General features: G+C 52.6%; 10 protein-coding genes and 1 tRNA gene. 5 read left to right on the forward strand and 6 right to left on the reverse strand.

What is annotated here, in order from left to right:
• Positions 1-104: 104 nt before the first annotated feature.
• Genes BS639_RS19585 through fepD form a run of 3 tightly spaced genes read right to left on the reverse strand, consistent with a single transcriptional unit; the run spans position 105 to position 2,952 of the window.
• On the reverse strand, positions 105-908 hold the full coding sequence (locus BS639_RS19585; protein ID WP_084984082.1) for an ATP-binding cassette domain-containing protein: 804 nt from the start codon (positions 906-908) through the stop codon (positions 105-107).
• Positions 908-1,939: an iron-enterobactin ABC transporter permease gene (gene fepG, locus BS639_RS19590; RefSeq protein ID WP_055782185.1), complete on the reverse strand. Its 1,032-nt coding sequence runs from the start codon at positions 1,937-1,939 to the stop codon at positions 908-910. Before fepG ends, BS639_RS19585 begins: the two co-directional genes overlap by 1 nt.
• The gene (fepD, locus tag BS639_RS19595) at positions 1,936-2,952 is read right to left on the reverse strand and encodes a Fe(3+)-siderophore ABC transporter permease (RefSeq protein ID WP_233427718.1); all 1,017 of its coding nucleotides are present in this window, start codon (positions 2,950-2,952) and stop codon (positions 1,936-1,938) included. The genes fepG and fepD overlap by 4 nt, the downstream gene beginning before the upstream one ends.
• 214 nt (positions 2,953-3,166) lie before the next feature.
• On the opposite strand from fepD, the gene entS reads away from it, so the two are divergent.
• Positions 3,167-4,435: an enterobactin transporter EntS gene (gene entS, locus BS639_RS19600; protein ID WP_084984084.1), complete on the forward strand. Its 1,269-nt coding sequence runs from the start codon at positions 3,167-3,169 to the stop codon at positions 4,433-4,435.
• Here the strand turns inward: entS and fepB are convergent.
• Positions 4,422-5,387, reverse strand: a complete 966-nt coding sequence (fepB, locus tag BS639_RS19605) for a Fe2+-enterobactin ABC transporter substrate-binding protein (RefSeq protein ID WP_084984085.1) — start codon at positions 5,385-5,387, stop codon at positions 4,422-4,424. The genes entS and fepB overlap by 14 nt on opposite strands.
• A 205-nt stretch (positions 5,388-5,592) precedes the next feature.
• Between fepB and BS639_RS19610 the strand changes: the two genes are divergently transcribed.
• The 4 genes from BS639_RS19610 to dhbA are packed head-to-tail and all read left to right on the forward strand — an operon-like array spanning position 5,593 to position 10,071.
• Positions 5,593-6,795, forward strand: coding sequence for an isochorismate synthase (locus BS639_RS19610; RefSeq protein WP_055782199.1), 1,203 nt, complete (start codon positions 5,593-5,595; stop codon positions 6,793-6,795).
• 16 nt (positions 6,796-6,811) lie between these two features.
• Complete coding sequence (locus BS639_RS19615) at positions 6,812-8,440, forward strand: (2,3-dihydroxybenzoyl)adenylate synthase (protein WP_084984086.1); 1,629 nt, start codon at positions 6,812-6,814, stop codon at positions 8,438-8,440.
• 3 nt (positions 8,441-8,443) lie between these two features.
• Entirely contained in the window at positions 8,444-9,313 is an 870-nt protein-coding gene (locus BS639_RS19620) for an isochorismatase (protein ID WP_084984087.1), read from the forward strand.
• On the forward strand, positions 9,313-10,071 hold the full coding sequence (gene dhbA, locus BS639_RS19625; protein ID WP_084984088.1) for a 2,3-dihydro-2,3-dihydroxybenzoate dehydrogenase: 759 nt from the start codon (positions 9,313-9,315) through the stop codon (positions 10,069-10,071). Before BS639_RS19620 ends, dhbA begins: the two co-directional genes overlap by 1 nt.
• A gap of 446 nt (positions 10,072-10,517) precedes the next feature.
• Here dhbA and BS639_RS19630 read toward each other — a convergent pair whose 3' ends face one another.
• Positions 10,518-11,438, reverse strand: a complete 921-nt coding sequence (locus BS639_RS19630) for a glycosyltransferase family 2 protein (protein ID WP_084984089.1) — start codon at positions 11,436-11,438, stop codon at positions 10,518-10,520.
• A gap of 459 nt (positions 11,439-11,897) precedes the next feature.
• Positions 11,898-11,973, reverse strand: a tRNA-Phe gene (locus tag BS639_RS19635).
• Between the last annotated feature and the right edge of the window lie 119 nt (positions 11,974-12,092).

Here is a 12,092-nt window from a genome sequence, read left to right on the forward strand (position 1 = left end):
GAGATAAGCCACCAGCAGATGCCGAATTCCCTCCTCTTTAACAAGAAAAATCTGCATATTAATAAAATTAAGAATTTCTTTATAATATGGCAATAACAATACCTTTATGAATCCCTATTTCCCAAGGGAATAATAAGCGGGGTATGGGAAATCGGGCAGTCAATGATGTGACAACGCAGGCCAAACACCTGTTCAATAAGTTCGGGCGTCACAATATCCACCGGTGCACCCTGAGCCAGAATTCTGCCGTCTTTCATAGCAATCAGGTGGCCTGCATAGCGGCAGGCGTGGTTAAGGTCGTGCAGAACCACCACTAACGTGCGGTCATTCTGTTGATTTAACCGGCACATTAATTCCATCAAATCAATCTGATGTGCGATATCCAGCCAGGTCGTTGGCTCATCAAGCAGTAGCAACGGCGTTTGCTGCGCCAGCACCATGGCTATCCATACGCGCTGACGCTGCCCACCGGAAAGCGTATCGACCAGACTGTCTGCCAGCTCGAAAACACCCGTTGCCCGCATGGCATCGTCCACTGCCTGCGCGTCTTCGCTACGCCAGCGGCTGAACAGCGTTTGATGCGGATAACGCCCGCGCGCCACGAGGTCGGCGACGCTAATATCCCCAGGCGCAGTCGAGCTTTGCGGCAACAGGCCAAGCTGTTTGGCCACCTCTTTGGTTGGCACCTCACTGATGGCTTTGCCGTTCAGCCACACCGCGCCCGCCTGCGGCTGCATCAGGCGACTTAGGGTACGCAACAGGGTCGATTTTCCACAGGCGTTGGGACCAATAATCACCGTCAGCTTGCCTTCGGGGATCGACACTGACAGGTCGCGTGCGACAACTTTCTTTTCATAGCCGAGGGTGAGATTCTCAGCCCGTAACGGGGAAATTGGTTCAGTGTTCATTAACGTCTGGACTCTCGAATTAATAACCCAATCAGATAGATGCCGCCAATACTGACCGTCAGCACCCCCACGGGTAATTGATAGGGCAGGAATACACGTTGGGCCACCACGTCGGCGGCCAGCAGCAGCAGAGCGCCGGTTAATGCCGCCAAGAATAGCGGCTGTGTTTGATTGGCACACAGGCGGCGGGAAATTTGTGGTGCAACCAGCGCGATAAACGATATCGGACCCGCAATGGCGGTGGCGGCAGCGGTAAGCGACACGCCGGTGAGCAGCAGCAGCAGGCGCGAGCGCTCAACCGGTACGCCCAATGCATTGGCGGTGTCATCGCCCATTTCGAGCAGGCGCATTCTTTTGCACATCCCCTGCGCCAGCAGCATGGCGAGCACGATAACGCCGACAGCCGGCAGGCTTTTAAGCCAGGTAATGCCGTTCAGTGACCCGGCGCTCCACAGTCCGGCAGTCAGCGCTGACTCGAGTGAGGCATTGATGATTAACCAGGTATTAAAGCCAATTAGCAGAGCGCGAACGGCGATGCCGACAATAATCAGTCTGAATGTCTCAACCCCTCTTCGCCACGCCAGCCAGTAAACGAGCAGACCGGTGATAATCCCTCCTGCCATCGCCCCGGCGGTTATCTGATTAATGCTGCCGTTAAACAGCACAATAACCACCAAGACGCCGGAGTAGGCCCCGGTATTAAAGCCAATGACGTCGGGGCTGCCCAGCGGATTACGCATTAATGATTGAAAAATGGCGCCGCTTATTCCCAGCGCTGCGCCCACAATCAGCGCTATCGCCACGCGCGGCAAACGCCATTGGGTCACGATAACCGAGAGATTTTTCGGACCTTCACCGCGCAGTGCATCAATCACCTGATGCGCAGTAAGGGCAAGCGTGCCGCTACCCAGTGCGTAAACCGCCAGCGCGGCACAGCACAGCAGCAGTCCTGCCGCAGTCAACATGGGTTGCAGCCTGCGAGATTTTTTAGTGTTCGCGCACAACTGACCGGCAGTGTGATTGCTGCTCATCCTCGACTCAGCCCCCGATGACGGCGAACCAGCCAAATCAATACCGGCGCACCGATTACAGCCGTGACCACCGAAACCCGCATTTCCCCCACCACCAGCAGGCGGCCAATCAGATCGGCGGCCAGCAGCAGGGACGGAGTGAGTACCAGCGTCCAAGGCAGCATCCAGCGTGGATTGGATCGAGAAAGGCGTCGTGCGATGTGCGGCATCATCAATCCAACAAAACCAATCGGACCCACCGCTGCCGTGGCGCTGCCGCACAGCAGTGTAATTGCCAGCAACCCGCTGAGCTGTGTCAGGGCAATGCGGGTGCCCAGTGCGGTAGCCAGTTCGCTTCCCATGGTCAAATTGTTCAGCGCTCGGCCCATGAAAAGGGTTAACACGCTGGCAAAAATTATTGGTAACGCTACGGTGCGAATCACCGACATGCTGCGTATATCCAATGAACCAGCCTGCCAGAAACGTAATTGATCCAGGGCCTGCGGATTAAGCAAAGCGATACCCGAAGACATGCCTTCAAGCACGGCACCCAGTGCCACACCGGCCAGCGTCAGGCGAATGGGGTTAATCCTTCCCCGCCCCAGTGCGCCGATTATCGCCACCAGCAGGGTCGCCACCAGCGCGCCGCCAAAGGCGTACCACAAAAATTGTTCGATGTGCGTCGCACCAAAAAAGGCGATACCGACAACGACTGCAAAACCTGCACCGGCGTTGACGCCAAGAATGCCGGGGTCGGCCAGCGGGTTGCGGGTCAAAATCTGCATCAGCGCGCCCGACAGACCAAGCGCCACGCCCGCAAGCATGCCGGCCAGCGTACGGGGTAGGCGAGCATCAAGAATAATCACGCAGTCGGCGCTGGTGCACTGGCCTTTTAGCGCGGGTAGCACGGTTTCGAGCGGAATTGATTTCTCGCCAATGGAAAGGCTGAGCGCGGCCATCACCACGAGCAGCAGTATGGCGAGCAGCATTCCACCCAGTTGGCGTGGAACAGGCGGGCGGGGAGTAGAAGTCATAAGCCGAGACATAGCAGCCTTTCTCATCGATATAGTCAATCGAAACGGTCCATCGAAGCTCATCAATTATGTAATGTTAATGATATTTATTATCGTTATCGGTTGTATTTGTCTATGGTAGCATGACTCATTGATCAGTTGCAGTAACCGCTGCTGCTTTCCACCGACGGCCGTCTGGCTGACACCCCAGTGACTTTTGGACTTTAAATTTGCAATGAATAAACCTTCGATTTTATTAAACTTTAGCTTACTCAAAACCCACCCCGCGTTTCGCTCGGTGTTTTTTGCGCGCTTTATTTCGATTCTGGCGCTTGGGCTGCTGGGTATTGCCCTGCCGGTACAGATTCAGGCGCTGACCGGCTCTACCCTGCTGGTGGGGCTGGCGGTGACGCTGGCTGCAAGCGGTATGTTTGTCGGATTGATCATGGGTGGCGTAATGGCCGACCGCTACGAACGCCGCCGGCTTATTCTGTTTGCGCGCTCAACCTGTGGGCTGGGATTTATTGGCCTGTGCATTAATGCGGGGCTGCCGTCGCCGTCGCTCACGGTTATCTATTTGCTGTCAGTATGGGACGGCTTTTTTGGCGCGGTGGGCGTGACGGCGCTGCTGGCTGCGACGCCCACCTTGGTCGGGCGTGAAAATCTGGTACAGGCCGGTGCGTTAAGCATGCTGACCGTGCGCCTTGGTTCGATTCTCTCTCCTGCGGTCGGCGGGTTAATTATTGCCAGCGGCGGGGTGGTGTGGAATTACGCACTGGCGGCGCTGGGGACGTTACTGACGCTGTTGCCTTTGCTGCGTTTACCGCAGTTGCCGCCGCCGCCGCAGCCTCGTGAGCATCCGCTGCGCGCCTTGGTCAGCGGATTCCGTTTTTTATTTGAAAACAAAGTCATCGGCATGGTCGCGCTGATAGGTGCCTTGCTCACCATGGCCAGCGCCGTGCGTGTGCTCTATCCGGCGCTGGCGGGCATGTGGCAGGTAGGTGACTCCAGGCTCGGTTTGATGTATGCGGCGGTTCCCCTCGGGGCGGCAATTGGCGCATTCACCAGCGGCCGGGTAGCAGGTGTGGCCAGACCTGGCTGGATGATGCTGATGACCGCCATCGCCGCCTTCATTGCCGTCGGGCTATTTAGTCTGATGCCGTGGTATGGCATGGCGCTATTGTGTTTGGCGATTTTTGGCTATCTCAGCGCCATTAACTCACTGTTGCAGTACGGGCTAATTCAGCGTTTAACGCCGGACGCCTATTTAGGCCGAGTCAACGGGCTGTGGACCGCGCAAAACGTGACGGGCGATGCGTTGGGAGCATTACTGCTGGGCACGATGGGATCCGTGATGCTGCCTGTCACCAGCTCGGCGAGTTTTGGTCTGTGTGCCGCCATCATAGGCGTGGTGCTGGCCTTTTCCCTCGGGGCGCTGCGGCAGGTCGGTAACGGCGGGTCAGAGGACGTTCCCCAACCCACCAAGCAGATTAATGGCCGCTAAACTGCGTTTCTAGCTGCGTCAGCAGATTGCTGGCGCTGTAATAATCGAGTCGGAAGGTGTCGTTGCCTAAGGCAAACACCTGCTTGTTTTGTACCGCAGGCAGGTGACTCAAGAACACGTTGCTTTCTAGACGCTTAGCATCAGTTTGATCACCGGCAAACAGCAGCAGCGATTTGCCGTTTAATCCCGTCGCCATGTTTTCACCCGCCAACTGAATAATGTCCTTGCGAATGCCCTGCGTTTGACCGCTGGCGGCATTGGCCGGAGGTTGCGCCAGCGTAAAGCCCAGCTGTTCCAGCATTTGCCCCTGTGGGGAGGCCGGTGTCCACAGGTTGGCGGCTTTGCCATCGGGACGATAAACCAAAGCCGAGACGGGCTGCGGAGGTAAATGAATACTTTGCTTCAGGGCTTTCTCACGTGCGTCAAAGCTGGCGACGGTTTTAGCCGCATCGGCTTCTTTACCGGTCGCTTCACCCAATTCTGTGGCCAATTCCTGCCAACTTTTGTCATCGTAATTTACCACCATCACCGGCGCGAGCGCGGAAAGCTGGTCATAAACTTTCAGTGCAGAATCTCCGCCGGTGGCAGCAATAATGATTAAATCAGGCGCTTCACCGGCGATAGCCTCGGCGTTGGGTTCACCGATATAAAGGCGTTTTACCGCACGCTGTTTGGCGATGCTGCTCCACTGACGGAAAAAACCTTGGTCGTCCGAGATGCGGGTATTGGGGCTGGTGGCGCCGCTGGCAATCACTGGCGCATTAATAGCCAGCAGTGTGCCGGTGACGGTGACGCTGGTAGAAACAATGCGCTGGGGTGGATGTTGCAGGGTTATCACCCCGCGCGAAGTTTTAATCTCTCTTGGCCAACCGTCTGCTGCCTGGGCCGAAACCGTCAGGAGGGCGAATATTCCTAAAATAGCGGCCACAGGGCGTAACGTTGTTAACTTCATTTTAAGACCTTAAATGTTAATAACTGCCGGTTTCATTTGGTTAAAGCCTGTGAGAATGCCAGTGAATTGCCTTGGGGCAAAATTCCGATTCATTGACACTGTTACACTCATCACGTACTTTAAACGCGATCAAATACAAATGATAATAATTATCATGCATATTATCATTACTTTTTGTGCAGATATACTGCGTGGGAGTATACAGATGGATACTGTGATGAAAGAGCGCGATTTAGCCGGTAAACAGCGCGAGGCCGAAAGCATCAATTTTGCCGACCTTTCCCCTACCTCGGGTTTTTTCTTTACATCGCCTTTCAGAAGCCTGAGCACGGAAGGTTGCCTGACTAATGTCAGTGAGCCTGCTGTCGATGGCGATGTGATCAACGGCAAATTTCAGCAGGCAATGCAGGCTGCATTTTCCGATGCCCGTGCAGCGGGAATAAAACATCCCGTACTTTGCGGGGCAATACCTTTTGATAAACGCCAACCTTCGGCCCTTTTTGTGCCAAAAAAGACGCACTGGATTGAGCGTAGCGCGGTAATGGCCGCGGTTCAGGCCCAGGAAAGCGAGCTACCGGCGGTGTTGAGTAAAACGGAGTTGCCTGAACAGCAGCAGTTTATGCAGATGGTTACCGATGCGGTGAAGGCGATGAACGACGGCAAGCTGGAAAAAGCTGTGTTATCGCGTCTGCTGGAGATTAAAACGCGCGGTGCGGTAGAACGTCCGGCGTTGTTGAACCGCATCATTGATCAAAACCCCAACGGCTACCACTTTCACGTACCGCTGGAACAGGGGGCATTAATTGGTGCCAGCCCTGAGCTGCTGCTGCGTAAAAACGGCAATCAGTTTTACTCCAATCCGCTTGCCGGTTCTGCGCGTCGCGAAAGCTGCCCGCAGCAGGACGCCGAAGTGAGCCGCGTTTTGCTCGACTCGGGCAAAGACTTGTATGAACACCAAATAGTGACCGAAGGAATGCGCCAAGTGTTGGCGGACCGCAGTCGTCATTTACACATCCCTGCCACGCCAGAGCTTTTGAGCACGCCGACCCTGTGGCACTTGTCTACCCCGATTGATGGCGACGTGCTGGATCCGCAGGAAAATGCCCTGTCGCTGGCCTGTCTACTGCATCCGACACCGGCGCTTTGCGGTTCACCGACACGAATTGCCCGTGATTTGATTGAGCAACTCGAGCCGTTCGATCGCGGTCTGTTTGGTGGGATCGTCGGCTGGTGTGACGATCGCGGCAACGGTGAATGGGTGGTCACGATCCGCTGTGGCACGGTCAACGGTGATCACGTGAGGCTGTTTGCGGGTGCAGGCATCGTTCCTGACTCCTCTCCTGAATCTGAATGGCGCGAAACTGGCGTGAAACTGAATACCATGCTTCGTGCATTTGGTTTGAACTAAGTCTGAGAATAAGAATATGAGCATAACTTTTACCGCCTGGCCGGAGAATTTTGCACGACTGTACCGCGAGCGCGGTTATTGGATAGATGAGCCGCTGACCGACATTCTTACCCGTCAGGCCAACAATGACCACGTCGCGATGATCGACGCGGCGGGCATTCTCAGCTATCGCGAACTTAATCAGCAGTCAGACAATCTGGCGGGCGCGCTGCGTCGCCGAGGCCTAGTGTCCGGCGATACCGCACTGGTACAGTTGGGCAACGTCAACGAATTCTACGTGGTGTTTTTTGCGCTGTTGAAAATAGGCGTGGTGCCGGTTAATGCGTTGTTCAGCCATCAACGCACCGAGCTAAAGTCCTATGCCAGCCAAATCAATCCTGCGCTGCTGATTGCCGACCGTGACCACGTACTGTTTGGCGACGATACTTTCCTCGATACTTTTTTGGCTCAGCACCCCTCACTGCGTCAGGTCGCGTTGCGCAATGCCGAGCGCGCCGAGCAGTCACTGTCGGCGTGGATAGCTGAACCCCAGGAAGACTTTACGGCGTCGCCAACTGCCGCGGATCAGGTCGCCTTCTTCCAGCTTTCAGGCGGAAGCACCGGTACGCCAAAGCTTATCCCCCGCACTCATAACGACTATTACTACAGCATTCGTGCCAGCGTGGAGGTTTGCCATTTTGACAGTGAAACGCGTTATTTATGCGCGCTGCCGATAGCGCACAACTACCCGATGAGTTCTCCGGGCGCACTCGGCGTGTTTTACGGCGCTGGGCAAATGGTGCTGGCAGCTGACCCGAGCGCAGTGGTCTGCTTCAAACTGATTGAACAACATAAAATCAACGTCACGGCGCTGGTTCCTCCGGCGGTCACGCTCTGGCTGCAGGCGATTGAAGAATGGGGCAGCAACCAAGCGCTGAACAGTCTGAAACTGTTGCAGGTCGGTGGTGCCAAGCTGGGTGAAACGCTGGCCGCACGGATACAAAATGAAATCGGCTGCCGGCTGCAGCAGGTGTTTGGCATGGCAGAAGGGCTGGTTAACTACACACGTTTGGACGACGACGAGTCGCATATTTTGGGCACTCAGGGCTATCCGATGTCACCGGGTGACGAACTCTGGGTTGCGGACGAGCAGGGAAATGCGCTGCCAGCGGGTGAAGTAGGGCGACTGATGACGCGTGGCCCTTATACTTTTCGCGGCTATTATCAAAGCCCTGAGCACAACGCCGAAGCGTTTGATGAAAACGGCTTCTACTGCTCCGGTGACCTTATCTCATTGACTGAAGATGGCTATGTAAAAGTGGAAGGCCGCCTTAAGGATCAGATCAATCGCGGTGGCGAGAAAATTGCCGCCGAAGAGATTGAAAACCTGCTGTTGCGCCATCCGGAAATCATAAATGCGGCCCTGGTGTCGATGCCGGACGAGCTAATGGGCGAGAAAAGCTGTGCCTTCATTATCTCCAACATTGCGTTGAAATCGGTGGCCCTTCGCCGTCATCTGCGTGAACAGGGCATTGCCGAATTCAAGTTGCCCGACCGCTTTATCCGTGTCGAACGACTTCCGCTGACGCCGGTCGGTAAAATCGATAAAAAACTTTTGCGCCAAACTTTTGACGCGCAGTCACCTACTCAATCCTCTGGAGAATAAACGATGGCTATTCCAAAACTCGAATCTTATGCCTTGCCTGGCGTGGCTGAACTGCCCACCAACAAGGTGAAATGGGAACTGGAACCCTCGCGCGCGGCGTTACTTATCCATGACATGCAGCAGTATTTTTTAAACTTCTGGGGAGAAGACAGTCCTCTGGTTAAGCAAGTGGTTGATAACATTGCTAATCTTCGTCGCTACTGCAAGGCGCAGGGTATTCCGGTGTTTTACACTGCTCAGCCTAATAATCAGAGCGACGAAGACCGCGCACTGCTTAACGATATGTGGGGGCCTGGGCTGAATAAGCATCCTGAGCAGCAGGCGGTGGTTGCTGCGCTTGCACCGGACGAAGACGATCAGGTGCTGGTGAAGTGGCGCTACAGTGCGTTTCATCGTTCGCCGCTTCAGGATATTTTGCAGGAAACCGGTCGCGATCAGCTGATCATTTGCGGGGTCTATGCGCACATCGGCTGCTTAACCACGGCGATTGACGGTTTCATGCGTAATATCCAGCCTTTCATGGTGGCTGACGGCTTGGCGGATTTCTCGCGCGATGAACATCTGATGGCGCTGCGATATACCGCCGGTCGCTGTGGTCGCGTTGTGATGACCACCGATCTCACCAAGGCAACGGCTAAGCTTGGCTACGCCAATAAAGAGCAGTTACGCAACGAAATTCTGCAACTGCTGGATGAAGAGGCCGTTGAACTTTACGACGATGAAAACCTGATTGATTACGGGCTAGACTCCGTGCGCATCATGGCGCTGGCAACCCGTTGGCGTAAAATTCGTGAAGATATCGACTTTGTGGCGCTGGCAAAAACGCCGACCATTAATGGCTGGTGGAAGCTTCTGTCAGGAGAGAAAGCGTAATGGACAGCACGCAGGAGTTTTCACAAAAACGCGTCTGGGTGACCGGTGCCGGGCAGGGGATCGGCTACACCACCGCGTTGGCCTTTGTTAAGGCCGGTGCCGAGGTCGTGGGTTTCGACAAACACTTCGGCGAGGGTGATTACCCGTTTCGCACCGAACTCCTTGACATAACTGACGCCAAGGCCGTGCGCGAAATATGCCAGCGATTGCTCAGTGAATGCGACGAACTGGACGTGTTGGTCAACGGCGCGGGCATTTTACGTATGGGCGCCACCGATGAACTCAGTGACGATGACTGGCACGATTGCCTGGCCGTAAACGCCGGCGGGGCTTTTAACATGTTCCGCTATACGCTGCCGGTATTTCGTCGTCAAAAACGCGGCGCTATTGTCAGCATTGCGTCTAATGCTGCACACGTTCCGCGCATTGGTATGTCGGCCTACTGCGCCTCCAAGGCGGCATTGCGAAGCCTGTGCCTGAGCGTTGGGCTGGAAATGGCACCCTACGGCGTTCGCTGTAATCTTGTTTCACCTGGTTCAACCGACACGCCGATGCAGCGTGGTATGTGGACCAATGCCACGGGTGAGCAGAAAACTATCGCTGGCTTCCCCGAGCAATTTAAGTTGGGCATTCCGTTAGGCAAGATTGGCAAACCTCAGGACGTGGCCGACGCTGTATTATTTATGGCATCGGACCGCGCGGGTCATATCACGATGCAAGATATTGTTATCGACGGCGGTGCGACACTTTCGGCCTGATTATATCAGCAGCATGCTAAAGCCAACTTAAAAACCCGCGTAATGCGGGTTTTTTAATTATGGATTTTTAGTGAAGAACGCGATCTTTATCTGCGATGAAAGTCACATTTTTAAGGGTGATAATGTTGTCAATTTTTAGGCTAAACGTGTATGCAGCATTATATGCATAACGCACTCGGAATGATTTATGAATCGCCCTGCGAGGCAGGCAGTTGGCATGGATTATAGAAAGATAAATCCCTTAACACACAGCCAGCAAAAATAAAATTAGCCGTTTTGATTTGAGGGTTCTTGAAATAATACGTTATGCTCGAATGCGAAAGGCGAAGGCGGTGATCAAGAGGGGATGAGATAATGTTATTGCGCAGGATAGCTAAAATCACTCGGATTCAACATGCTGATTTTATAGTGTTATTTTGAATTTCCGTGATGATTTTTGTCGTAAATCACCACGAGCGAATGAGCTTTTTAACTTTTATCAGTTTGCGTTTATAGCTTATCCGGATCGCGGGGTGTAATAAAAATGGCAGAGTATCGACATCCTCAATATTTTGTTTAATTGAGTGGCGATCTTTCCATTTTGAAATGGTCAAATGGTTGCGGTTGATAAACTCAATCCAGTGGCAAACCTGAAGGAATTTATACTCCTCTTTAAGCACTAAAGACATTTGGTCTAAGCCTTGCTTGCAGAGTTTAATTTTTTCTTCATCAATGTCACTGGATAATGTATTTCCATGTTTGAAATACATATACGGACCGGTTGGGGAAATGTAGATTTTCTTGCAGCTTTTTAATAGCTCAGGGAAAACAAATGAGTCTTCATAACATATATAATTAGGGAATTTACAGCGTAATAAAACACTGCGTTTAATAAACTTACCAATAAAGTGCGCTTGGAATTCCTGATGGATTAAATATTTTTTAATAGCAGTGGTGGTGGTAATAGGTTTTGCAAGCAACGGCAAACTAGGTGGAATGATATCCCCTCTGATTTCAGTCAGTTTGGTAATCAGCATATCGGGCTGATGATGGTCCAAAAACTCAATGATTTCAACCAAAGATTCAGGCTGCAGCTGGTCGTCACCATCAACCATAGTGATGTACTCTCCGCGAGCCTGTGAAACGCCGAAGTTTCTCACTGTCCCAATGTTTTTAAAGGCAACATCGAAGCAGACAACATTGTTTTGACCAGCAGCAAACGCCTGAAAAATATCAGGCGTAGCATCAGTGGACGAGTCGTTTATGAGCACGATTTCGCACTGAGAAAATTTTTCCCCTAAGGCAACTTTTATAGAGTCTAAGCATGATGTCAGGTACTGCGCACAATTGTGCGCGGTGACAATAACACTCAAGTCATATAGTTTCATTTTTATAATTTCTTAGGTAGCTAAGGGGTTTTCTTCAGGTTAAACATTGAATACTTCAGCATTTTAACACTCCGTATCACGCCTGTCGTTGAATTCTAAGAAACAACTCCCCGAGTAGATTAAGACAATTAAAAAAGACTATTGTTCTAAAATTTAATCTTAGTAAACGAATTTTTTCTGGGTTAAAAGTTCTTCACATTTGATAATAATCATAGTTACAGAGAATTTATAGGGCAATGGGAAAAGGTTTAAATCTATTGAGCTTTCGTTAACCATTGATTGAACTTGTAAATATATTCTTGCGATTATGCCGGTCAAGGCGACAGCCCTACAGAGCGCCGGTCATGCGGCAGGAAAACATTTATTTATCAGCAGTAAATGTAAGGTCTACTTTTTGCAGTATTCAAGATGCGGGGGACAGAAAGCAAAAAACCCGCCATAGGCGGGTTCTTCTAAAAATGGTGCCCGGACTCGGAATCGAACCAAGGACACAGGGATTTTCAATCCCTTGCTCTACCGACTGAGCTATCCGGGCAACGGGGCGCATTAAACCGTATTGGCCCTGCGCCGTCAACGCATTTATGCAGTAAACCTGTTAAAAGCCGTCTAACTGCTGGCTTTTCAGCCAAAAAACGGCGTTGAACAATGAAATTA

The organism is Rouxiella silvae (genome assembly GCF_002093625.1).
GTDB lineage: Bacteria > Pseudomonadota > Gammaproteobacteria > Enterobacterales > Enterobacteriaceae > Rouxiella > Rouxiella silvae.

What these genes read in the sequence shown, in the direction of transcription:
- entS (WP_084984084.1), top strand. Translation starts at nt 3,167, where the DNA reads ATGAATAAACCTTCGATTTTATTAAACTTTAGCTTACTCAAAACCCAC.
- fepG (WP_055782185.1), bottom strand. Translation starts at nt 1,939, where the DNA reads ATGAGCAGCAATCACACTGCCGGTCAGTTGTGCGCGAACACTAAAAAA.
- BS639_RS19620 (WP_084984087.1), top strand. Translation starts at nt 8,444, where the DNA reads ATGGCTATTCCAAAACTCGAATCTTATGCCTTGCCTGGCGTGGCTGAA.
- dhbA (WP_084984088.1), top strand. Translation starts at nt 9,313, where the DNA reads ATGGACAGCACGCAGGAGTTTTCACAAAAACGCGTCTGGGTGACCGGT.
- BS639_RS19615 (WP_084984086.1), top strand. Translation starts at nt 6,812, where the DNA reads ATGAGCATAACTTTTACCGCCTGGCCGGAGAATTTTGCACGACTGTAC.
- BS639_RS19585 (WP_084984082.1), bottom strand. Translation starts at nt 908, where the DNA reads ATGAACACTGAACCAATTTCCCCGTTACGGGCTGAGAATCTCACCCTC.
- fepD (WP_233427718.1), bottom strand. Translation starts at nt 2,952, where the DNA reads ATGACTTCTACTCCCCGCCCGCCTGTTCCACGCCAACTGGGTGGAATG.
- fepB (WP_084984085.1), bottom strand. Translation starts at nt 5,387, where the DNA reads ATGAAGTTAACAACGTTACGCCCTGTGGCCGCTATTTTAGGAATATTC.
- BS639_RS19610 (WP_055782199.1), top strand. Translation starts at nt 5,593, where the DNA reads ATGGATACTGTGATGAAAGAGCGCGATTTAGCCGGTAAACAGCGCGAG.
- BS639_RS19630 (WP_084984089.1), bottom strand. Translation starts at nt 11,438, where the DNA reads ATGAAACTATATGACTTGAGTGTTATTGTCACCGCGCACAATTGTGCG.